Source organism: Arthrobacter sp. P2b (assembly GCF_900168295.1).
Lineage (GTDB): Bacteria > Actinomycetota > Actinomycetes > Actinomycetales > Micrococcaceae > Arthrobacter.
Map to the genome: position 1 here is coordinate 26,021 of NZ_FVZL01000012.1, position 22,482 is coordinate 48,502.

Genomic DNA, 22,482 nt, shown 5'->3' on the forward strand with positions numbered 1-22,482 from the left:
GCTGCCTCAACCACCGGCAGTCAGGCGATGGCCGACACCCCGGTGACGGCGCGGCCAACGATCAGGGTGTTGATCTCGAAGGACCCCTCGTAGGTGTAGATGGCCTCGGCATCGGAGAAGATCCTGGCCATCCGGTAGTCGGTGAGGATCCCGTTGCCGCCCAGGATGGAGCGGCCCAGCGCCACGCTCTCGCGCATCCGGGCGCTGAGGTAGGACTTGGCCAAAGCCACTTGGGGCATGTCCGCGGCGCCTTCGTCCTGCAGCCGCGCCAGGCCCGCCATCATCGCCATGCTTGCCACCGCGTTGCCGAGCATGGTCACCAGCTGCTGCTGGATCAGCTGGAACTGCGCCAGCGGACGGCCGAACTGATGGCGTTCGACGGCGTACTGCCGGGCGACGTCGAACGCCGCCAACTGCTGGCCCACGGTCTGCCACGCCACCATGATCCGGGAGCCGCGCAGGAGTTCCTTGGTGTCCTCGAAGCTGCTGATCGCGGCGAAGCGGTCGGCTTCCGACACCCGGACATCCTCGAACACGATGTCCGCGTTCTGCACTGTCCGCAGGGCGACCTTGTTCTCGATCCGGGTCCGGCTGACGCCCGGAAGGGCGGCGTCCACGATGAAGCCGCGGACCGCACCATCAGCCTCGTCCCGCGCCCACACCAGCATGTAGTCACAGAACGTCCCGTTGCCGATCCAGCGCTTGGCGCCGTTCAGAACCCAGGTGTCCCCGCCGTCGTCGGGCCGGCCTGTGGAGGAGGAGATTCGCCGGGCACGGGTTTCCATTCCGCCGGCCACGTCCGAGCCGTGGTTGGGTTCGGTGAGGGCGAACGCTCCGGTGATCCGTAGATCCGCGGCGTCCGCCAGCAGCCGCTGCTGCTGTTCCGGGCTGCCGAAGGCGTAGAGGGATTCCACGAAAAGGTCGTGGTGGACCAGGAAGAACGTGGCAATGGACGTGTCCACGCGAGTCATCTCGGCAATGACCAGGCCGGCGAACAGATGGCTGTAGCCGCGCTGCGCCGGGGTGCTCAGTTCCAGGGCGGCCAGCTTCGGCAGGATGTGGGCGGGAAACTCGGCCTTGTTCCACCACTCCCCCGCGTAGGGTGCGATCTCGGTGGCCAGGAAGGCCCTGAGTTCGGCCAGTTTGTCGCGTTCCGGCTGGCTCAGCAGGGATTCGTAGGCGAAGAAGTCCGCGGTGGGCAGGTCCACGAGGTTGCCGGCGGCGGGGCTCATTTCGGCCCCATCCGGATGGCACCGTCCAGTCTGATAACTTCCCCGTTCAGCATGGCGTTCTCCACAATGTGTGCCACCAGCCTGGCGTATTCCTGCGGTTTCCCCAGCCGCGACGGGTGCGGAACCTGGGCACCCAGCGAGTCCTGTGCCTCCTGCGGCAGGCCCGCCATCATGGGAGTTTCGAAGATTCCCGGCGCGATGGTCACCACCCGCACCAGCGAGCGCGCCAGTTCCCGGGCGATAGGCAGGGTCATGGCTGCCACGGCGCCCTTGGAGGCAGCGTAGGCAGGTTGCCCGATCTGGCCTTCGAATGCCGCCACGGAAGCGGTATTGATGATGACGCCGCGTTCCGGGCCGCCCAGTTCGGTGACGGCCGGCTCGGTGGCCACCATTGCCGCTGCCGCCAGGCGCAGCACGTTGAAGGTTCCGACGAGGTTGACCTGGACCACCCGGTTGAAGGCCTCCAGGGGAAGCACCCCGTCGCGCCCCAGCACCTTTCCCGGTGTGGCGATGCCCGCGCAGTTCACCACGATCCGCAGTGGTCCCAGCCCAACAGCGGTGTCGACGGCGGCCTGCACCTGCGCCTCGCTGGTCACGTCAGCGGGGGCAAAGACGGCCGTCCTTCCGTCCGCTGAACGGTTGAGCTCGTCGGCGAGGTCCGCCCCGCCGGACGTGGGGAGGTCCAGGAGCACCACGGAGGCTCCGGCGTCGAACAGGGTCCGGGCGGTGGCGGCACCCAGGCCGGACGCACCTCCGGTGATGAGCGCGACGCTGCCTGTGATGTCCATCCATCCTCCTTGATGTGGCCCCGCACCGCGGCAGGCCGCGGAGTAACAGTTAGTGAATGTTAACTGAAATGCCCGCCGCCTGCACCACCCGCCGTTCCGGGCGGGCGGCGGGATGCCCGTTATGGTGGAAACCATGACCTCCAGTTCCGCCACTGATCCGGCCTGGCAGGGCCGGGCAGACCATGCCGCACACTCCGTTACCGCGCTGTTTGGCCGGAAACTGCTGTTCCTGCCGGGCACGCACCTGGCCGCCGTGACACGGAACCCCGGGCAGCCTGCGGGGACGTGGCAGGCAGCCCTGCAGCGGCTGGGCTCACTCGCAGGCCTGCAGTTTCCCTGGCACTACTGGTGGCAGGCCCACTACGTTGACTGCCTGGTGGATGCGGGCAGGCGCGCTCCCGGCAGCCCCCTCGGCGGGAGGCTGGCGTCCCGGCTGCTCACGGGCATCTGGCTGCGCAACGCATTCACGGTGGTCAACAACTACTACGACGACATGGCCTGGCTCGCCCTGGCCACCCTCCGCCTGGATGCTTTGGCCGGGGAGACGGGGGGATCTGGACGCCGCCGCAACGCAGCCGTCCGCGAAAGGCTGAAGCTCGAGTTCGATGCAGCCAGCACTGACCATATGGGCGGCGGTGTGTTTTGGAGCAAGAAGCGGGATTTCAAAAACACGCCCGCCACCGCTCCGGTTGCGCTCTTCTACGCCCGGACAGGTCAGCAGGCGAAAGCCCAGGCGCTGGTTGACTGGCTGGACAGGACCCTCTTCGATCCAGCCCAGGGCCTGTACCTGGACGGCGCACGGCTGAACGCCGCCGGTGAAGTCCAGGTGGACCGGGCCGTCTACACCTACAACCAGGGCCCGGTACTGGGGGCCCTCCTGGAGCTGGGCGGGGAGGCCAACCTCGCCCGCGTCGCCGAGGTGGTGGAGGCGGTGAACCGGCAACTGACCGTGCCCGGCGGCGGTACGGTGCTGCGCTGTGACGGAACGGGCGACGGCGGCCTGTTCACCGGGATCCTCTGCCGCTACCTGGCGCTCGCCGCAACGGATACCCGGCTTCCGGAACTGACCCGCGCCACTGCCACGCGGCTGGTGACCGATACCGCGGAGGCCTTCTGGAGCGGAAAGCGCAGCCTGGGCGCCGCCGAGCCTGGGGGAAAACATCGCGGCGGGAGCATCTTTTCGGTGCATGCTGCACGACCGGCGGAGGAGACGTATCCCCGGGGAGCCGCCGTCGAACTTTCCACCCAGCTGCAGGCATGGATGGTGCTGGAGGCCGCGGCGGCCATCAGCTCCGGCAAGCCGTGGGGACGTTCACTGGCGGATGGCGGCGAGAGGCGTGACGGCAGCGCTCTTGAGTGACACCGGCCCGCCCTCCGCCGCCAGCCGGGCTTCCTTCTTGCCTGCCGGCGGAAACACCAGCGAGGTCAGCGTCTGGCGGCCGCCGTCCACGAACACCTCGAGGGAGGACCGGTCCACGTAGACCGTCAGGTTCACCGTGCCGCCGCCGGACTTCGCCTCCACGGCACGCGCCTGCCGGTACTCGTACGCGGCGGCCCGGGCTCCCGTACCGGCAGCCCGGTCTGGTGCTGCTGCAACTACATCGCCGTCCCGGACCACGAAGGCCTTGCCGGTTTCAAAGTCATAGCCCACCGTGGCGTACGTCCTGCCTCCGCTCTGCAGCAGCAGCCGCGCTTCCCCTGCTGCTGAAGCCGGCTTTTCCAGCTCGATGTCAGCCTTGAACGCACCACTCTCCGGCAACGCCGGCAGGGGGATGTCACCCAAGGTGGCGCCCGGTACCTGGACGGGCTCGCCCTCCAGTGACTGCAGCGCGGGCGTCGGCGTGGAGACCAGGGCCGGGCGGCCGCCGTCGGACTCCAGCCGAATGTCCCGAACCACGGAAGCCGCGCCAAACCAACCGTCAGTGGGGAGCTCGCGGGCGTAGGCCCAGTTGTTCATCCAGCCGATGGCGTGGCGGGACGCCTTGCGCTGGCCGTCCGTCAGGCGGGGGTCATCCCAGGTGGCGGCGGCGTAGAAGTCCGAACCGGCGTCGAGCCACTGGTGGCCGCCCTCCGGGGAGAATCCCCTGCCGTCCCAGGCGCCGGTCCAGTACGCCAGGCCGGTGGTGCGGCCCTCCTCCGCACCGTTGGCGCTGGCCGCCAGCACCCAGGTGCGCTTGGCGGGATCGCCGTCCACGTCCATCTGGAAGAAATCGGGACACTCCAGGATGCCCAGCCCGTCCCGCTCGAAGGCGGAGACGTAGTTCCACTGCTTGAGGTCCGGGGAGGTGTAGAAACCGATCTTGTGGCCCTCGGCCAGCAGCATCAGCCACTGGTTGTTGGCCTCGTCCCGCACGATCCGCGGGTCGCGCCAGTGCTCCGCGCCGGGGTTGTCCATCACCGGGTTCTGGTCGTAGTTCCGGAAGCTGTACCCGTTGTCCGTGGAGTAGAACAGGGACTGGCGCTGGACGCCGTCGTGCTGCTGGGTGAGGACGGCGATCACGGCCCCCTTGCCGAAGCCGGCAGTCCCTTCCGTGTCCACCACCGCGGAGCCGGTTTCGATGTCGCCCAGGCCGTTGCGGAACTTTTCGATGGCCACGCCCTCGTTTTTCCAGTGCACCAGGTCCGGGCTGGTGGCGTGGAACCACTCGGTGCCGTTCCCCTCCGGGTAGTGGGCGTTGTAGAGGTAGTAGTAGTGCCACAGCCCGTCCAGGAAGAACGGCCGCTGCGGATCATTCATCCAGCGCTGCTCCGGCGTGAGGTGGTAGGCCGGGCGGTAACCGGGGTCCCCGGCCGGTGCAGCCAGACGTGCCGCCTCCGGCGGGGGCCATGACTGCTGAACGCCCAAGTCACTCAACAGGGCGTCCCGGGCTTCCGGGCTGACGCAGTCCGGAAGCTCCACTTTTGCAGGGTCATCTTCCACCGTGCCGGCCATGCTGCTGCGAAGATAGACTTTCCCGTCCGTCCGCACACCGGCCAGCCAGCCCGTGCCGCACTCGATGCTGCGGACGTCTTCCGTCCCATCCGCTGGGACGTCGCCGCCGCGTTCAACCAGGGTGGAATCGTTGCCTTTGAGCCAGAGGGAGGCGTAGCCGCCGCTCCGGTCCTTGGCTGCAGCCTGCGCAGCGGCTACCTCTCCCAGCACGCGTTCGGCGGCAGCTGCTGCGCCCGGCCGGGCATTTCCGCCGAGCACCAGGGAGACTGCCAGGACCAGGACAGCCCCCGCGGCCACCGCCCACAGGAGGGGGCGCCGGCTGGGGGCAAAGCTCTTGAGTGCGGGGAGTACGGTTCCGAGGATATTTCGGGGCATGGTTTCAATCCGTCGCTGAACGCACAAGTGCCGTCCCCCGGATCGGGGAACGGCACCAGCGCAAGTGAACCGTCAATTTTACCGGCCCGGGGCACGGAACCTAATTGGCTTCCGGAGCGGGAGGTCACAAACCCGGTGGTGACGGGGCGTCACCCGGACGCTTTTTCTGCGGATAAGGAGCCTCACCGCGGGCCAGCATCTCCACGAATCCGGCGATCCTGCGCTCCCGGGTGGCGGCCTGCTTTGCCGAATTGGTCCGGACGATGAGGGCGAAACGGTTGGCCCTGGTGAGGGCATCGAACATCGCCTGGGCCGCCGGTACCGCGGCGATGGCGGCTGCCAGGTCGGGCGGCATTTCCGCCGTCGCCTGGCCGGCATAAGCGGCGTCCCAGCGGCCGTCAGCCTTGGCGGCCTCCACGGCAGCCCGCCCGGCGTCGGCCATCTTTCCTTCCTCCTCCAGCCGCGCCACGTAAGTGACGTTCCTGGCCGACCACACGCTGCGGCGCCCCCGGGGCGTCATCCGCTGAAAAGAGGTTTCGTCATCCCGGCGCCTGGCCTGGCCGTCGATCCAGCCGAAGCACAGCGCCTCGTCGAGTGCGGCGGCGTAGTCCAGCTCCGTGACCTGCCCGCCTTTTTTGTGCAGGACCAGCCACACGCCGGGACTGCTCTGGTGGTTCGACTCCAGCCAACTCCGCCAGGCGGCAGCGTCCGGCACCAGCAGTTCCTCGAGTTCAATGGCCATGCGCCTATTCTGCTCCTGAAGTGCTGCGGAACAAGCGGGTGCCCTTGCGGCGGCGCCCGTGGCATTATGGCCGTAAACGTCACCGCCGACACGAAGGACAGCCCATGCTCCGCGTCCGTCCCCTGCATTTCACGTCCGCCATCGACTCCTGGGAGCGGCTTCTCACGGCCCTGGGCCTGGTCCTCACGGAGGGCGACGGCGGGTTCCGCATCTTTGACGCCGGAGGGGGCCGGCTGGCCCTGCACGACGTCCCGGAAGGGGATGCAAGCGACGGAACCACGGCCTTCGCTGTGGAAGTGGGCGACCTTGCGGAATTCGCCCGCCGCACCAACCTCGCTGCCCAGGACGACGACGCCACGCCCGCGGAGCCGGCCACCGCCGAACTGGTCACCGCTGACCACGGCGACGCCTGCAGGATCACCGCACCTGACGGGTTCAGCTTCCTGGCGGACCAGGCCGGCACCGATGTGCCCTCACCGGACGCGGACCCGGCCCTGGCCGTCGTCGGGGTCTGGTTCACACCGGACACGGACGCCGCTGCCCGCACCCTGCGGCACGTCGGTGCCCGGCCCCGCCCGGTGCCGGACAACGACGAGACAGCGGACTTCACCGCAAAGAACGGCGGAATCCTCATCGTGCGGCCGGCGTCGGGGCCGCCGCGGTCCGGCCTGGGCTTTGAGTACGACGGCGCGCTGGAACCTTTGCGGGACCGCCTCGCCTCCGCCGGGTTCGACGTCAGCCTCACCGAAGAGGCGTTCGGAAGCACCCTTCACGTCGCCAACCCGGACTCGGCCCGGAACGGCGCGCCCTCCGTGCCCGCAACGGTCTGGATCTCGCAGCACCGTCCCATGGGGTAGAACTTAACCATGAACGTGCGCACACCTGACCCGAACCCCGGCTGGCTTTCCGAAGAAGACCTCTTTGAGGCGCGCGGGCGGCTGCCCATGGTCTACGTGGAGGCGGTACCGGTCAGGCTGGACCCCTTGGGTTACGTGAATGAAGTGGGCACCCTGCTGCAGGCCGACGAGGACGGGACCATGGTCCGGTCCCTGGTGTCCGGCCGCGTCATCTACCGTGAAACCATCCGCGCCGCCCTGCTCCGGCACATGGAAAAGGACCTGGGACCGCTGGCGTTCCCGCAGCTGCCCATCAGCCCGGTTCCCTTCACGGTGGCCGAATATTTCCCGGCGCCGTCCCAGACCGGCTTCACCGACGAGCGGCAACACGCCGTGTCCCTGGCCTATGTCATCCCGGTGACGGGTGAGTGCGAGCCCCGCCAGGACGCCTTGGAACTGACGTGGATGACCCCTGAGGAAGTCCTCAGCCCCGGCGTCCAGATGGAGTTTTCCGGCGGCCGCGGCGGGCTGATCCGGCAGGCGCTGGCCTTTGCAGGCGTGGGCTCCTGACGCCCTCGCCGGAACCTGGGGGTCCCCGATATTAGGTGCCCGCCTTTGTAGACTGTAGGGCGGACCGCAAGAGAACTTAAGGACTCCCATGACCGAAACACCAGCCGCCCGGCACCTCCGTGAACAGCAGGCTGGATCCCTGACCACCGGCAACCTCATCCTCCTGCCGGACGGTGAACGGACGGCCGAGATCCACCAGGTGGAGCTTGAGCGGGACGATTTCGGCGCGCCGGCACTGGTGCTCGCCAGCCTGACGGGCGGCGGGACGCTGCGCATCGCCGTCGGCTCCTCGGTAACGGTTGTTGAGGAGCAGTCCGACGACGTCACGCACCTTGCGCTGGCAACCTCCCCTTCCCAGGACGCAGGGCAGTCCCTTGAACCAGGGCACCCGGAGGAACCGGCCGAGGTTGGGCAGCCTGCCGAATCACCGCAGGAGCAGCCCGGCGAAAAGCCGGCGCCCGTCGCGGCGGTGCCCGCCGTCGTCGTACCTCCCCTTCCTCCTGTGCCGCCTGCCGCGAACGGTCCCAGCGAGGAGGAACTGGCCCTGATCCCGGCGCCGGCCGGCACCCCGGAATCCGTGGTGGAGGCCGCAGCGGAGGCGCATCCGGACGCGATGGGAGTGCTGCTGCTGACCGACCGGCTGGCCAAGGGCGTCAACTTCAAATCCGGAAGCTGCCTGAAGGACCTCAGTGACCTCGCGCACGAACTCTTCATCACGCTCAAGGACGCCGAAAGCTCGCTGGCCGTTGCCGACCTCCTCACCGTCCTCCCCTACGACGGAAACCCCGGGCGCTGGGCATCGGTGGAGGCGTCCCTTGCGCTGGCCAGCTACATCTGCCGGCAGGACGGGCAGAACGAACGGGCAGCCGTTTACGAGAAACTGATCAGGACCCCGGAGAACCAGGAAACGGATCCGTTCAAGGCACGGATGGCTGCCAAGGTCCGGCAGCGCTCTCTCAACGAGCCCAACCTGTACGACAAGGAAATCTTCCGCTCCATCGATAATTCCAACCACGACGCCGAGCGCGAATGGCGGCTGCTGCGGCTGGAATCCCTGCTGTTCCTGCGCGCGCACGGCGGGTCGGAAACGATCGGCATGGGCGAATTGGAGCGCCGCATCAGCAACGAGCTTGAGGCCGTCCGCGCATAACAAATAGCCCCTACCCGGGGCCGCACCTTAGTTGTACATTCGGGGCTATGACGAACAATCTGAGCGTAGTGATCAACGCCGATGCTCCGCAGGTCTGGACCATGCTGCGTGAACCGTCCAAAGTAGCGCAATGGCATGGCTGGCAGGCCGAGGACCTGGACGCCGAAATCAAGGAGATCTACTTTTCCGGCGATGTGGAGGAGGCTCCGGACCACACCAGCCTCACCGTCCATGGCGGGGACACCTTCGAACTCCAGCCCGTGACGGACGGAACGCGCGTGAGCGTGACGCGGGGGGCCCTGGACCACAACTCGGAGTGGGCCGCCTGGGACGAGGACATCACCCAGGGCTGGCTGACCTTTCTCCAGCAGCTCCGCTTCGCGCTGGAACGCCACCCGCACGGCAAACGCCACACCCTCTTCCTGCACCTCACCGAGGGGCAGGGCTCGGCGATCGAGAAGCTCGGACTGGACTCGGTTCCGGCTCCCGGCGAGCCCTATCAGCTGACGCTGGGCACCGGTGAGGAAATCTCCGGCAAGGTCTGGTACCGGACCAGCCACCAGGTAGGGCTCACAGTCCAAGGCTACGCGGAGCACGGCGAGGGGCTCCTGGTGGTGGCCGACCACCCTGCCATCAAGGATGTGCGCGAGGAGGGTGAGGGCTCCCTGGTCATCGCCTCCACGTACGACCTCGGCGCTGCCAAACTCGACGCCATCCGTTCGTCGTGGGACTCCTGGCGGTCCGAGAACTACCCCTCGTCGGAACCGGTGAGCTAACGGTCCTGGCCGGTTTGCCGGCGCCCCACTGATTGCCGGGGGTGTGCTGATTGCTGGCACACTGGTACGGTGCCAGCCAACCCTGCCTCCGCCCCGTCGCCTGCTTCCGCACTCCCCGCCCGCCAGTCAGAATTCTCCTTTAGGGTGGGCACCCGCCTGGCGGAATCGTGCCCGCCGTCGGCTGCGCAGGTGGACGCGAACGGCGGGGAGTTCCTGGGCCGCACCGGCACCATCACCACGCCGCACGGTGAGATCCAGACGCCGGCGTTCATCGCCGTCGGGACGAAAGCGACGGTCAAGTCGGTGCTGCCGGAGTCCATGGCTGAGCTGGGAGCGCAGGCACTCCTGGCCAACGCGTACCACCTGTACCTGCAGCCGGGCGCGGACATCCTGGATGAGGCCGGCGGACTGGGGGCCTTCATGAACTGGCCCGGCCCCACGTTCACGGATTCCGGCGGATTCCAGGTGATGAGCCTGGGCTCGGGGTTCAAGAAGGTCATCGACATGAAATCGGTGGACGCATCCGGGCCGGATGACGCCGTGGCGCCGGGCAAGGAGCGGCTGGCCCACATCGACGACGACGGTGTCTGGTTCAAATCGCACCTCAACGGTGACCGCCACCGGTTCTCCCCCGAGATCTCCATGCAGGTCCAGCACCAAATTGGCGCGGACATTATGTTCGCCTTTGATGAGCTGACCACCCTGCAGAACTCCCGCGGCTACCAGGAGGAATCGCTGGAGCGGACACGGGTATGGGCGCTGCGCTGCATCGAGGAGCATTTCCGGCTGACCGATTCGCGGGTGGGGAAGCCGTACCAGGCCCTGTTCGGCGTGATCCAGGGCGCGCAGTATGAAGACCTCCGCCGCAAGGCCTGCCGGGACCTGGGCGCCATGCCCTTTGACGGGTTCGGCATCGGCGGGGCGCTGGAAAAGGAAAACCTCGGCACGATTGTCCGCTGGTGCAACGAGGAGCTGCCGGAAAACAAGCCCCGCCACCTGCTGGGCATCTCGGAACCGGACGACATCTTCACCGCCATCGAGAACGGGGCCGACACGTTCGACTGCGTCTCGCCCACCCGTGTTGCCCGGAACTCCGCGTTCTACACGCCGTCCGGGCGCTTCAACCTGTCCGGCGCCAAGTACAAGCGCGACTTCGGGCCGCTGCAGGAGGGCTGCGACTGCTACGCGTGCACCCACTACTCCCGGGCCTACATCCACCACCTGTTCAAGGCCAAGGAGATGCTGTCCGCCACGCTGATCTCCATCCACAACGAGCGGTTCGTGGTGAAGATGGTGGACGACGCCCGGCTGGCCATCGAGTCCGGCACGTTCTTCGACTTCAAGGCCGAAACCCTGGGGCAGTACTACTCCTGACCCTGGCCGCTGCTAGGGCTCACCCCGCGCCCCCCTTCACTGCTTGCCGCCGTCGAAATCGCCGAAACGGTGCAGGTAAGCCGGAACGTTCCGGCGTCCCCGCACCGTTTCGGCGTTCTGGCGTTGTGCACATAACGGTGGCGGGGCTGTGGGGCGTGCCGGAAGGTGGGTGGATGACACAGCCTCAAGCACAAAGTTCCCGGCTTCCGGAGACAGGAAACCTGTGGCGAACGGACCAACTTCGCGCCAAGGGACTGCAGGCGCGGGACATCCGCCAGCTCATGAAGCATGGTGAGCTGGTCCGCCTGCGATGGGGCTGCTATATCCGCGCTGCGGTGTGGAGAAACAGCCGGCCACTGTCCGCAGCGTGCAGCTGATCCACGCGCACGCCCACGGGACATTGACGACGTCGACGGGAGGCTATGTCTACAGCCACACCTCGGCTGCACGTCTTCACGGCCTCTTCCTCTGGAACGTAAATGACCTGATCCATATCCTGCTCCGGGTATCGCCGTCAGGCGAACGCCTCGGGAAAGACGTACGCGGTCACACCCGGCCCTACACGGATCAGGACGTGACAACGATTGGCAGGCTGAGGGTCACAGCGCTTGAACGGACGGTAGTGGACTGCGTCACGGCGCTTGATTACCGCCAGGGGCTGATCCTCATGGACCATGCACTGCGGCTCGGTGCTGACCTGGGCCAGATGCAGGCCATGGCGGCGGGGCGTTCGGGACACCGCGGTGTACGGAACCTGCGGATGGCGTTGGCCAACGCAGACGCCCGAGCCGAATCGGCCGGAGAAACACTGACCAGGGAACTCCTGGCCCGGCTGAGGCTTCCCATGCCGGACGCACAGGTTGACGTCCGAACCCGGTTGGGATGGCACAGGCTGGACTTCGCCTGGCGGGACAAGAAGGTTGCCCTTGAATTCGACGGCAAGGTCAAGTACTTCGACTACAAGCCAACCTCCGAAGTCCTGTTCCAGGAGCGGCGCCGGGAAAAGGCGCTCACCGAGGCCGGCTGGTTCTTCCTCCGGGTGGAATGGCGGGACCTCTTCCGGGAGCAGGAGTTCAAGAACCGGGTCCTGGACGCGCTCAGGCGCCAGCCCGCGCCCGAGGCACCCGCCGCCGTCGAAATCGCCGGAACGGATCCAGGACGCTGAAACGTTCCGGCGAAACCGCACCGTCCCGGCGTCCTCGGCGTGGGCGAGGGTCCTGGCGTTGCGGGCGGGACAGCGGTCAGGCGGCCGCGGCGGGCACGGTGCCGTAGCTTGGTTCCCGCTTCTTGATCCAGCCGATCACCAGGGACGTCACGGGGACCAGGATGAATTCAACCAAGGTCTTGTATACGAAGCCGACCACCACGTAGTTCACGAACGTCCCGAAGTCCGTGATCCCGATGACGGACGCCGCAATGCTGCAGAAGATCAGCGTGTCCACGAATTCGCCGGCGCCGGAGGACCCCATCAGCCGGGCCCACAGGGACTTTTCTCCGGAACGGGCCTTCATCCGGACCAGGATCCAGGAGTTGATGGTTTGCCCCGCCAGGAACGCCAGCAGTGAGGCCAGCACGATCTGCGGCACCGGGCCCAGGGCGCCCTCAAGGGCCGCCTGCTTGGACGTTCCGAATTCGTCGTCGAATCCCGGCAGGGCAATGATCACCCAGTAGCAGAGCGAGGCGAAGACGGACAGCGCGAAGGTGGTGAGGATGGCCTTGCGCGCCACCTTGAAGCCGTACACCTCGCTGATGACGTCACCCAGGATGTACGCCAGCGGGAAGAGGAAGAAGCCGCCGTCGGTGACGATGGGCCCGATGGCAACGCCCTTGGACGCCCCGATGTTGGACAGGATCAGCACCACCGCCATGAAGGCCAGCATGATCCCGAAGTACGGGGACCCGATGGATGCGAACCTGGCCGCGGGTCCGGAGGGAGTTGTTTCAGGCAGGGCGTCCTGGCCGGAGGGAGAAGACATGAGGGAGTCCGTTCAAAGTGGTTCGCTCGGCACCCGGATTGCTGGAAGGAGGCCGGCTGTATTAGCACTGTCGGCCTATTCTCCCACCCGTGCCGCTGAAGGCAGTATCAGTGAAGGCAGGCATAAAACTGAACATGTTCAAACACATGTCATAATATTCTTGAACACGTTCAAAATGGGGGCAAGGATGACGGACAAAAGCGGGCAGACCAGGCAGTTGGTGGCCGATGTGGCGCTGCGGATGTTCCGCGAGGTTGGTTTCGCCAAGACCACCATGCGCGCCATCGCGGCAGAGGCGGGCGTCTCCGTGGGCAACGCCTACTACTACTTCGCTTCAAAGGACGACCTGGTCCAGGAGCTGTACCTGCAGGTGCAGCAGGAGCATGCGGCACGCGCGCTGTCCGCCATGGAAAACGCCACCGACCTCAGCAGCCGGCTCCGCGCCACCCTTCATGCAGGCCTCGATTCCATGGCCCCGTACCACCGCTTCGGTGCCGACTTCCTCACCACCGCCATCCGGCCCACGTCGCCAGTGAACCCCTTCGCGGCAGGTTCCGCCGCAGCCCGGGAAGCCTCCCTGTCGATCTTCCGGTCGGCGGTGGAGGGCGCGCGGCCGGCAGTTCCCAAGAAGCTTCGCGCCGATCTTCCGGAACTCCTGTGGCTCGGCTACATGGGCGTCACGCTGTTCTGGGTCTACGACACCTCGGAGGGGCAGCAGCGCACCAGGAAGCTGGTGGACGGCGGCGTCCCGCTGATCGCCAGGGTGCTCTCACTGGCGCGCGTCCCGGGCGTCAGCAAGCTCCTGGACGATATCCTCAGCCTCAGCCGGAGCATCCGTGCATAGCCGCAAGCCAGCAAAACAATATCGGGGGAAAAGCATGACCAGGACAAAGACCGTGGTGCTCGCCGGCGCCTCGGGCTTCATTGGAAAGTACCTGCGCGCCCGCTTCGAGCAGGACGGCTGGACGGTGAAAACGGTAGGAAGGGCGCGGACCGGAGGGCGGCGGCGCACTCCCGGGCGGCCGGGCGCTAACGGCGGCACCACCGGCCGGAAAATAACGCACGCATCCTGGGACGACGACGGCGCCATCACCGAGGTGATTAACGGCGCCGACCTGGTCATCAACCTCGCCGGACGGTCCGTGTCGTGCCGCTACAACGCGCGGAACAAGGCGGCGATCCTGGGTTCCCGGATCTCCACCACCGCGGCTCTCGGCCGAGCCATCGCCCACTGCCGGCGCCCGCCGTCGACCTGGCTGAATGCCAGCACAGGCACCATCTACCGCGACGCCCGCGACCGCCCGCAGACGGAATCCGACGGCGAACTGGGGACGGGCTTTTCGGTGGAGGTGGCCCGGGCCTGGGAGGCGGAGCTCGAGGCCGCCGTCACGCCGGTGACCCGGAAGATTCCGCTCCGCATTGCCATCGTGCTGGGTGCCGGAGGCGGTGCCCTGCGTCCGTTCGCCAACCTCGCGCGGCTGGGACTGGGCGGGCACATGGGCAACGGGACGCAGAAGTTCAGCTGGGTGCACGTGGAAGACCTCTACCGGTGCGCCCGTTTCCTGCACGCCCGGACGGACATCACCGGCCCCGTCAACGTGGCCTCGCCGGATGTGGTGAGCAACCGGGAGCTGATGCAGCTGGTGCGACGCGCGTATGGAGCACGATTCGGCGTTCCCACCCCTGCCTGGCTGCTCCGCGCGGGCGCCGTCCTGATCCGCACGGAAACGGAGCTGGTGCTCAAGAGCCGCTGGGTCCAGCCGCAGAAGCTGCTGGATTCGGGGTTCGTCTACAGCCAGCCGGAGCTGGGCAGGGCACTGCTTCAGGTCGCCAAGGGAACAGCGTGAGCCGGCCGCGGCGAGTCGTCGTAGGCACGGGCGCGCTGGCGCTGGCGACGTTCGTCAGCCTGGTGTGCTGCGCCACGGTGCTCGCCTTTCTGGTCGGCAGTTGGATCCCGTGGTGGCAGGCCCTCATGATGACGGTGATCTGGGGAGTGCTGCCGTCCATCGCCCTGGCCTTCTGCCTGGGCGTACCCCTGGCCATGCTGCTCCAGCCGGTCCGGAACCAGTGGCTGCACGTTGCCGCCTTTGCAGGATTGGGAGTGGTGCTGGGGATCGCCTTCGCGCTGCTGGCCTCCGGCCCCGCGCCCCGGACGGACTACGTGCTGACGTTCGCCGCCACCGCCGCGCTCACGTGCGGCGGCGCCCTCGCCGTCGGCCGGCTGTCCATCTGGCGGCTGGTGCGCCTCGACCAGGATGGGACAGCCCGGGATGGCACAGTCCGGGACGCCACCGCCCATGATGGCGCACCGGATAGCGCGGACCAGGTCAGCGCCAGCCAGGACGGCGGAAACCAGCAGGGCAAGGTACCCCAGAACCCCACAGTCCAGGACGAGCCCAGTATTGATCTGCAGACCAACCAGGACCGCTTTCAGAACTAAACCCTTGTGGCCCTGAACACCCCTCGCCGGCACCGGCTGTACGGCCACACAAGGAAATTGCCCGACGGCGGATGGCAGGATGGGGGCATGACTTCCGTTTCCGCTGATGCAACGCAGACCGTCACCAGCCCGGCCGTGGTCCTCACCATCGCCGGCTCCGAAGCCACCGGCGGCGCCGGTGCCCAGGCCGACCTGAAGACCTTCCAGGAGCTCGGCGTCTTCGGCATCGCCAACCTGACCTGCATCGTCTCGTTCAACCCGAACGACAGCTGGAACCACCGCTTCGTGCCGGTGGACCAGCAGGTGATTGCCCACCAGCTGGAGGCAACGACGGCGGCGTATGGTCCGTCGTCGGGCGCTCCGTCAGTGCTGGACACCGTGAAGATCGGCATGCTGGGCAGCCCGGCCACCATCGCCACCGTTGCCGGCGCCCTGAGGGACAACCGGTTTTCCAACGTGGTCCTGGATCCGGTGCTGATCTGCAAAGGCCAGGAGCCCGGCCACGCGCTGGACACGGACCAGGCCCTCAAGGCGCAGATCCTGCCGCTGGCCACCTTCGTGACGCCCAACCATTTCGAGGCGGAGTCGCTGTCCGGGCTCGAGATCAACGACGTCGAATCCCTCAAGGCAGCCGCCGTCCGCATCCACGAACTCAGCGGCGCAGCAGTCCTGGCGAAGGGCGGGGTCCGGCTGGACGGCCCGGACGCCGTCGACGTCTTCTACGACGGCCAGACGCTGGAGGTCCTGAGCGCCCCGAAGGTGGGCGAGGTGGCCGTGTCCGGAGCAGGTTGCTCGCTGGCCGCCGCCGTCACCGCCGAGCTGGCCAAGGGTGCCTCCCCCCTGGAAGCGGCCCGGACCGCCAAGGAATTCGTCACCGCGGGGATCCGCAACCGGGTAGCGTCAGGCGCGCCCTTCGATGCCCTGTGGCAGGGCGGGGCCCGCTAGGACACGCCAAACGGACGGCCGGCATCAGGAGCGCGGGTCCGCCACCTTGCCCATAAAGAGCGGCAGCCCCGTCTCTGTGTGGATGATCTGGTAGTGGAAGGGCCGGTCAAAGACGATCGACACGTCCGGCTGAAGCGTGCCACTGACGGCCTGCGCATTGATCTGGGTGACCGCAGCGGCCACGGTCCCCTTCTCGGCAACCGTGATGTTGGCCGCCTGGGCGGCCTGCGTGATCTTCATCCCGGACTGGATCGCGTCAAAGTCTTCGGCGGTGTTGAGGGTGTTGTGCAGGCCCATGGCTCCCAGGACTTCCCGCAGGTCGAAGCTGGTTTTATGGTCCCAGCGGGGCAGGGTGATGTGCACGGGCTGGATGGCCGCCGCATCCAGCGCGGCCGACAGCCGGGAGAGCTGTTCCGCCGTCACCGCACTGCCGGCGGGGGGACCGGCGGCAGTGTCCGCTGGCAGGACAAGGCGCATCACGGCCCCTTCCGCATAGGGAAGGTCAACCGCCTGCCACCCCTCCCCCGCGGCGTATTTCATGTCCACGGTCTGCCCCATGGTGGGAACGTTGACCACTTCCCCGGTTCCCGTCGTGAAGGGCCGGTCAAGCGTCCGGGAGGGGTCGAAGGGGGTGTTCCAGGCGGCGGCGAAGTAGATGGCGTTGAGGATGCTGAAGGTGTTCTTCGGATCAAAAGCAGCAGGCGCCTTCTTGATGCGGCCACCGGTATTCCGGTCCACCCAGGCGTCGATGGCGGGTTCCGTGGTGTCCCGGTCGCGGAAATCCACTTTGTGGACACCGGTGCCGTAATGACGGGCCAGGGTGTCCAGGTAGTCCGGTCCCGTGGGGGTGTTGATGTCCAGGAAGAGTCCGCTCGCCGAGTGGATGACGGGCTTCCGCGGCGGGTTGTCCTCATCAACGGCACCGGGATCGCCGTCGTAGCGTTCGACGGCGGCCAGCATGGCATTGGCGGCTTCGTCCCGGTTGGTGGGCGGCAGGGCCAGGATGCGGTCCAGTTCCGCGGCGGTTTCACCGGCCGCTCCGGCCCGGAGCATCACCAGGGCGGTGAGCAGGCTGCCCGGTGAGGCGACCACGTTCCCGGCGGTGCCGTCCCCGCCGTCGGACAGGAGGGCCTCCCCCAGCGCGTAGGCCGAGGAGCGCAGGGAATCAAGCTCCCGCGGGTAGGCGGCAGTGTCCACGGAGGCCCGCTCGACCCCCGGCGCGGTCACCATCTCGGGCGGGGATGCCGAACACGCGGTAAGCGCAACCACAACGCCGAGCGCCGCGAAGCCGGCCCGCCGCGGCACCTTTGCGTGGTTTGTGAGCAAAGTTTCCCAGGACTTCCAGCCGCTGCATGAGTCCAGTGAAGCAGCCAGACCGGAAGGTAGCGATGCCGGCCGGGTCACGGTTTGCCGTCGTTTCGGTCACGCCCAGCCAGGGCCGAACAGGGTGCGGAGGTCAGCTGCGGGCAGCTTCAGGTAGGGCGGGACGGCACGACGGCGAAAAGCGGCGCCCGCCCGGCCTTGCCGGCCAGGGGGAGCCGTCGTCGGGCTAAGTCAGCGCCTGGCACCCACCACCGTGTCGGCGTCGTCCGTCTTGGCCGCAGCCCAGGCATCGCCCTGTTCCTTGTCCAGGTGCGTGGACTTCTTGTTCTTGAGCGCGAAGATGTAGACCACCAGCGAAACGGCGATGGCCACGGTGACGTAGGTGAAGAACAGGTCCACCTGGCCGGCCTTCTGCAGCGCCGCGCCGATCAGCGGAACCGTGCCGCCGAACAGCGAGTTTGCGATCGCGTAGCCCAGCCCGACCCCGAGTGCCCGGATGGACGCCGGGAAGAGCTCGGCCTTCACCAGCGCGTTGATGGAGGTGTAGCCGCCCACCACCAGCAGGCCGCCCATCATGAGCAGGAACGCCGTAAACGGATCCTTGGTGCCGGACAGTGTGGAGAGCAGCGGCCAGGTGAACAGCACGCCGGTGATGCCGAACCAGAGGAGCAACGGCTTGCGGCCCACCTTGTCCGAGATGATGCCGTAGACGGGCTGCAGCAGCATGAAGATGAACAATGCCCAGAAGTTGATGACGGAGGTATCGGTCTTGGCGATGCCGGACGTATCGTTCATGAACTTCAGGATGAAGTTGGTGTAGGTGTAGAAGGCAACGGTTCCGCCCAGGGTGACGCCGATGCAGATCAGCAGCGGACGCCAGTGGCTGGTGAAGAGCAGCTTGAGGGTTCCGGGCTGCGCCTCGCCGGCAGCCGGAACGTGTGCGGCGCGGATCTGGTCCGCGGAGACCGTCTCCTCCATGGAGCGGCGCAGCCAGAGCACCACCAGGGCCGCGACGCCACCCAGCGCGAACGGAATACGCCAGCCCCATTCGGTGAGGGCATCATTGCCGATGCTGTTCTGCAGGATCACCAGGACCAACAGGGCCAGCATCTGCCCGCCCACCAGGGTCACGTACTGGAAACTGGAGAAGAAACCGCGCCGCCTGGACGTTGCCGCTTCGGACATGTAGGTGGCGCTGGTGCCGTACTCGCCGCCCACGGAGAAGCCCTGCAGCAGGCGGACCAGCACCAGCAGGACCATGGCCCAGATGCCGATGACGTCCTGGGTGGGCAGCACCGCGATGGCAAAGGAGCCGGCGGACATCAGCGTCACGCTCAGGGTCAGGGCGGCTTTGCGGCCGTTGCGGTCCGCGTACCTGCCGAAGAACCAGGCACCGATGGGGCGCATGAGGAACGACGTCGAGAAGACGGCCATTGCCTCAAGTCCAGCCTGCAGGTCGTCAGTGGAGCTGAAGAAGTGGGCCTGGAAGTAGGCCGCGAAGACGGTGTAGACGTAGAGGTCGTACCACTCTACGAGGTTGCCGGCGGAACCTTTGAGGATATTTCCCACGGCCCTGCGGGTCTGTGCTGCCTCCGTCGGGGCTGCCTCGCTGAGAGGCGCTGCTTGTTGGGTGCTCATCGATGAACCTTCCTTGGCGTGAACAGTCTCCCGAAAGCGCGGAGGACCCCCACCAAAATATGGGTGATCCAGGGCACAGCCAACGTGGCAGCGGCTTTCCTAACACTTCCTTAGGTTTTGGTCCGAAAACCCGTGCCCGTCCCGCCCGGCCTCCGCCCGGCCGGGCAAAAACGTCCGCCAGGCGGTAGTCTCCACAAACGGGGGGATGGCGCAGCCCCGCAGCGAAGGACAGGAACATGGCAATGGAAGTGCTCATCGTCGAGGACGACGACGCCATGGCCGGTGCCCTCGCGGCCGGTGTCGGGACAGCGGGACTGAAGGCAACCAGGGTTTCCCGTGGCGCCGATGCCCTGCTGGCGCACCGCCGTTTCCAGGTGATCCTCCTTGACCTGGGGCTTCCGGACATGGACGGGCTGGAGGTGCTGCGGAAACTCCGCCAGGTAACGGACTGCCCCATCCTCATCCTCACCGCGCGCGACGACGAACGCAGCGTGGTGCTTGGCCTCCGTTCCGGAGCGGATGACTACCTGGTCAAACCGGTCAAGCTGGTGGAACTGCTGGCCAGGATCGAAGCGGTCACCCGGCGGGTGGGGCGCGGCAGCGCAGCAACGCCGGGCACCATTGTCCTGGACGACCTCACGATCGACCTGGACCGGCGGACAGCAGCGAAGAATGCAGAGGTGCTTCCGCTGACCGCCACCGAATTCGAGCTGCTGGCCCTGCTCGCCCGGAATGCTGGCTCCGTGGTGACGCGGGAGCAGATCCTTGACGCTCTGTGGGGTGACGCCTTCCTCGCCTCATCCCGTTCGCTGGACGTCCATCTCACCGGGCTCCGGGCCAAGCTGCAGAAGCCCGGGTTCATCATCAACGTCCGGGGCGTGGGCTACCGGGTGGAAGCGGATACCGCGTGAGGCTGCGCGTCCTCGGGGTCCTCAGTGTGCTCTGCCTGCTGGTGGTCTTCCTGGTCTCCGGCACCATCCTGGGCTCTGCTGCCCGCGAACTGACGCAGGAAGTCCAGATCAACCGGGCAGCGTCCCTGAACCGGCTGGCCCAGGTGGCCTTCGACGCGGCGACCGACGGTGATACCGTGCGGCTGCAGCGGGAAATGGACACCTACTCCAGCCTCTACGGCGAAGGCATTGTGGTGCGGCTGCAGCAGGGCATCCTGCGCTCCGGGGGCCTGAGTGAGGAGCGCACCGACGTGCAGGACGCCCTGTCCCTCGCCGGGCTCAACGTCAGTGACACGGATCTCGCCCCATTGGAGCCTTTCGGGTCCGGCTCGGAACTCATTTTCCGTTCCTTTGGCAGCGCCAGCCAGGTCCTGGGCGGCGTCGTCCTGGACGTGGACCTCGACACTGCCCGCAACAAGCTCCGCGGGCGTTGGCTCGCGGTGGCGGTTGCCGCCGTCGCCCTTGCCGCGGTACTCCTGCTGGCCGCGGCCCGGGTGACCGGGTGGGTGCTCCGTCCTGTCCTTCGCCTGAATTCGGCGGTCACCGAGCTGGCGAAGACGGGACGGGCGGGGCGCCTGCCGGAGGACGGGCCGCCGGAACTCCGCGAGTTGAGCCGGTCCTTCACCGCGATGGCCCGCACCGTGAGCGCCAGCATCGAGTCGCAGCGCCAGCTGATCGCGGATACCTCGCACCAGCTGCGGAACCCCATCGGTGCCCTCAGGCTGCGGCTGGACGTACTCCAGCTTGAGCTGAAAAATGCCCGGGAGCACGACGCCGCCGCCAGCGCGGTGGCGGAGCTGGAGCGGGTGGAGGAGATCCTGGACGGAGTCCTGAAACTTGCCGCTGCCGAGCACCGGGCGTCCGAGGACTCCGCCCGTTCGTTCAGCAGTCCGGGCGTCCGGCCGCCCGCCGAACCGGTGGATCCGTATCCCGTTCTGCAGGGCGAGGTGGAGCGGGCAGCTCCGGCGGCGGAGCGTGCAGGGTGCCGCCTTGTCCTGCTGCCGCCTCCCTCCCCGCCGGCACTGGTTGCCTGCCAGCCGGCGGAGCTTGCCCAGATGGCCGGCGAGCTCCTCACCAACGCGGTCAAGTACGCCCCCGGTGCCACGGTGACAGCTGCGGTGCGGGTTCGGGCGGGCACGGCAGCAGTGGAAATATCCGACGACGGCCCCGGGCTTTCCGAGCAGGAGCGCGCCGCCGCTGCGACGCGGTTTTGGCGCTCACCCCGGCATTCCTCGGTCCGTGGGACCGGGCTGGGCATCACCATCGTGGGCGAGCTGGCGGCGGCGAACGGCGGCCGGTTGGTGCTTGCTTCGGCAACACCGCAGGGCCTGTCCGCCCGCCTCGAGTTTCCTGCTCCCCCGCCTGGCTACCATCCGGAATCCGGAGGAGGTGAGGTGCGTGGTTGAAGGGCTTGCGGGTCCGCTTTCGAGGCGGACACTGCTGAAAGCCGGTTTTTCCGCGGCCCTGGCCGCGTTCCTGCCGTTCGCCCTGTCCGGTTGCACCAGCAAGCGGCCGGACCTGCTGACGGTGGCGGGCGGCGAACCTGGCGGTTTTTACCTGGAGTTCTCCACGCTGCTGGCCGCGGCCCTGGAGCGGCACGGGGTGGCAGGCCGGGCCACGGCGGTGTCCACGGGCGGAAGCCTGGACAACCTGGCGGAACTTCGCGCGGGGAGGGCAACCTTCGCCGTCGCGCTGGCCGATGCGGCGGGCGAACAGTCGCCGGAGCCTGGCTCTGCACCGGTGCAGGTGGCGGCGCTCGGGAAGGTTTATGAAAACTATGTTCACTGCGTGGTGCGCAGGGACAGCGGAATCACCGGGCTCGGCCAGCTGGCCGGCCGCAGGGTGGCCATCGGCCAGCCTGGATCCGGCACGTCCCTCACCACACCGCGGATCCTTGCGGCAGCAGGCCTGGATACCCGGACGGTCGGTGGCACCGATGCGGACGGGACGGTCGCCGTCGTAAGCCTTGGACTGAACGACGGCCTGGCCGCCCTGAAGGCGGGCACGGTGGATGCCCTGTTCTGGTCCGGCGGCGTGCCCACGGCCGCGGTTGCCGCCGCGCAGCAGGAGGTTCCGCTGGCACTGCTGGACCTTTCGGCGCTGCTGCCTGAGCTGCGCAAGCGGCATGGGGCGCAATACGACCGCGTGCTCATTCCAGAGGGCAGTTATCCCGGTGTGCCGGCGGTCTGGACGGTGGGCGCCGCGAACCTGCTGCTGTGCCGGACGGACCTGGATGCCGCCACCGTGGAGCGGACCGTCCAACTGCTGGTGCATCACGCCGGCGAGCTGATCCCGCAATCGAGCCTTGGCGTGCAGTTCCTCAGCCCGGAAACCCTGATCAACACTGCCGGTGTCCCGCTGCATCCGGCGGCCGCGAACGCATACCGGGCACTGCACGGCTGACCCGGCACGCTCTCTCACATCCTGCAGCGATA

The 22,482-nt window shown here is 67.5% G+C and carries 20 protein-coding genes and 1 pseudogene; 14 read left to right on the top strand and 7 right to left on the bottom strand.

The features are described 5' to 3' along the window. Nucleotides 1-20: 20 nt before the first annotated feature. Complete coding sequence (locus B5520_RS16185; RefSeq protein WP_079598108.1) at nt 21-1,232, bottom strand: acyl-CoA dehydrogenase family protein; 1,212 nt, start codon at nt 1,230-1,232, stop codon at nt 21-23. Further along, a complete protein-coding gene (locus B5520_RS16190) occupies nt 1,229-2,020 on the bottom strand; it encodes a 3-hydroxyacyl-CoA dehydrogenase (protein WP_079598109.1) in 792 nt (263 codons plus the stop codon). The genes B5520_RS16185 and B5520_RS16190 overlap by 4 nt, the downstream gene beginning before the upstream one ends. Before the next feature lie 133 nt (nt 2,021-2,153). Between B5520_RS16190 and B5520_RS16195 the strand changes: the two genes are divergently transcribed. Further along, nucleotides 2,154-3,380, top strand: a complete 1,227-nt coding sequence (locus B5520_RS16195; protein ID WP_079598177.1) for a glycoside hydrolase family 76 protein — start codon at nt 2,154-2,156, stop codon at nt 3,378-3,380. Here B5520_RS16195 and B5520_RS16200 read toward each other — a convergent pair. Both B5520_RS16200 and B5520_RS16205 read right to left on the bottom strand, forming a co-directional pair. Then, the gene (locus B5520_RS16200) at nt 3,333-5,327 is read right to left on the bottom strand and encodes a glycoside hydrolase family 32 protein (RefSeq protein ID WP_079598110.1); all 1,995 of its coding nucleotides are present in this window, start codon (nt 5,325-5,327) and stop codon (nt 3,333-3,335) included. The genes B5520_RS16195 and B5520_RS16200 overlap by 48 nt on opposite strands. Before the next feature lie 124 nt (nt 5,328-5,451). Further along, complete coding sequence (locus B5520_RS16205; RefSeq protein WP_079598111.1) at nt 5,452-6,069, bottom strand: YdeI/OmpD-associated family protein; 618 nt, start codon at nt 6,067-6,069, stop codon at nt 5,452-5,454. 104 nt (nt 6,070-6,173) lie between these two features. Between B5520_RS16205 and B5520_RS16210 the strand changes: the two genes are divergently transcribed. The 6 genes and pseudogenes from B5520_RS16210 to B5520_RS16235 all read left to right on the top strand — a co-directional run bounded on the left by B5520_RS16210 (nt 6,174) and on the right by B5520_RS16235 (nt 11,940). Next, entirely contained in the window at nt 6,174-6,926 is a 753-nt protein-coding gene (locus B5520_RS16210) for a hypothetical protein (protein WP_079598112.1), read from the top strand. 9 nt (nt 6,927-6,935) lie between these two features. Next, complete coding sequence (locus tag B5520_RS16215; protein ID WP_079598113.1) at nt 6,936-7,475, top strand: NUDIX hydrolase family protein; 540 nt, start codon at nt 6,936-6,938, stop codon at nt 7,473-7,475. Nucleotides 7,476-7,563: 88 nt separating this feature from the next. Beyond that, entirely contained in the window at nt 7,564-8,625 is a 1,062-nt protein-coding gene (locus B5520_RS16220) for a DUF6707 family protein (protein ID WP_079598114.1), read from the top strand. 47 nt (nt 8,626-8,672) lie between these two features. Continuing rightward, on the top strand, nt 8,673-9,401 hold the full coding sequence (locus tag B5520_RS16225; protein WP_079598115.1) for an SRPBCC family protein: 729 nt from the start codon (nt 8,673-8,675) through the stop codon (nt 9,399-9,401). Nucleotides 9,402-9,470: 69 nt separating this feature from the next. Next, a complete protein-coding gene (gene tgt / locus B5520_RS16230) occupies nt 9,471-10,775 on the top strand; it encodes a tRNA guanosine(34) transglycosylase Tgt (protein WP_079598116.1) in 1,305 nt (434 codons plus the stop codon). Between the two features lie 173 nt (nt 10,776-10,948). Further along, nucleotides 10,949-11,940 (top strand): annotated as a pseudogene (locus tag B5520_RS16235) (hypothetical protein). Between the two features lie 76 nt (nt 11,941-12,016). On the opposite strand, the gene B5520_RS16240 reads toward B5520_RS16235, so the two are convergent. Then, nucleotides 12,017-12,751, bottom strand: a complete 735-nt coding sequence (locus B5520_RS16240; RefSeq protein ID WP_079598117.1) for a queuosine precursor transporter — start codon at nt 12,749-12,751, stop codon at nt 12,017-12,019. A gap of 187 nt (nt 12,752-12,938) precedes the next feature. Here B5520_RS16240 and B5520_RS16245 point away from each other — a divergent pair, with 187 nt between their 5' ends. The 4 genes from B5520_RS16245 to B5520_RS16260 all read left to right on the top strand — a co-directional run bounded on the left by B5520_RS16245 (nt 12,939) and on the right by B5520_RS16260 (nt 16,136). Continuing rightward, a complete protein-coding gene (locus B5520_RS16245; protein ID WP_079598118.1) occupies nt 12,939-13,595 on the top strand; it encodes a TetR/AcrR family transcriptional regulator in 657 nt (218 codons plus the stop codon). 34 nt (nt 13,596-13,629) lie between these two features. Beyond that, nucleotides 13,630-14,598, top strand: a complete 969-nt coding sequence (locus tag B5520_RS16250; RefSeq protein ID WP_079598119.1) for a TIGR01777 family oxidoreductase — start codon at nt 13,630-13,632, stop codon at nt 14,596-14,598. Beyond that, nucleotides 14,595-15,191, top strand: coding sequence for a hypothetical protein (locus B5520_RS16255; protein ID WP_079598120.1), 597 nt, complete (start codon nt 14,595-14,597; stop codon nt 15,189-15,191). The genes B5520_RS16250 and B5520_RS16255 overlap by 4 nt, the downstream gene beginning before the upstream one ends. A gap of 87 nt (nt 15,192-15,278) precedes the next feature. Further along, entirely contained in the window at nt 15,279-16,136 is an 858-nt protein-coding gene (locus B5520_RS16260; protein WP_079598121.1) for a hydroxymethylpyrimidine/phosphomethylpyrimidine kinase, read from the top strand. A gap of 24 nt (nt 16,137-16,160) precedes the next feature. On the opposite strand, the gene B5520_RS16265 is transcribed toward B5520_RS16260, so the two are convergent. Continuing rightward, nucleotides 16,161-17,462: a serpin family protein gene (locus B5520_RS16265; protein ID WP_254865600.1), complete on the bottom strand. Its 1,302-nt coding sequence runs from the start codon at nt 17,460-17,462 to the stop codon at nt 16,161-16,163. Nucleotides 17,463-17,690: 228 nt separating this feature from the next. Continuing rightward, the gene (locus B5520_RS16270; RefSeq protein ID WP_079598122.1) at nt 17,691-19,097 is read right to left on the bottom strand and encodes an MFS transporter; all 1,407 of its coding nucleotides are present in this window, start codon (nt 19,095-19,097) and stop codon (nt 17,691-17,693) included. A gap of 242 nt (nt 19,098-19,339) precedes the next feature. On the opposite strand from B5520_RS16270, the gene B5520_RS16275 reads away from it, so the two are divergent. Genes B5520_RS16275 through B5520_RS16285 form a run of 3 tightly spaced genes read left to right on the top strand, consistent with a single transcriptional unit; the run spans nt 19,340 to nt 22,450 of the window. Beyond that, nucleotides 19,340-20,008 (top strand): response regulator transcription factor, encoded by a 669-nt coding sequence (locus B5520_RS16275; RefSeq protein ID WP_079598123.1) that lies wholly within the window; start codon nt 19,340-19,342, stop codon nt 20,006-20,008. Beyond that, entirely contained in the window at nt 20,005-21,453 is a 1,449-nt protein-coding gene (locus B5520_RS16280; RefSeq protein WP_079598124.1) for a sensor histidine kinase, read from the top strand. The genes B5520_RS16275 and B5520_RS16280 overlap by 4 nt, the downstream gene beginning before the upstream one ends. Then, nucleotides 21,446-22,450 (top strand): TAXI family TRAP transporter solute-binding subunit, encoded by a 1,005-nt coding sequence (locus tag B5520_RS16285; RefSeq protein WP_079598125.1) that lies wholly within the window; start codon nt 21,446-21,448, stop codon nt 22,448-22,450. The genes B5520_RS16280 and B5520_RS16285 overlap by 8 nt, the downstream gene beginning before the upstream one ends. Nucleotides 22,451-22,482 lie beyond the last annotated feature (32 nt).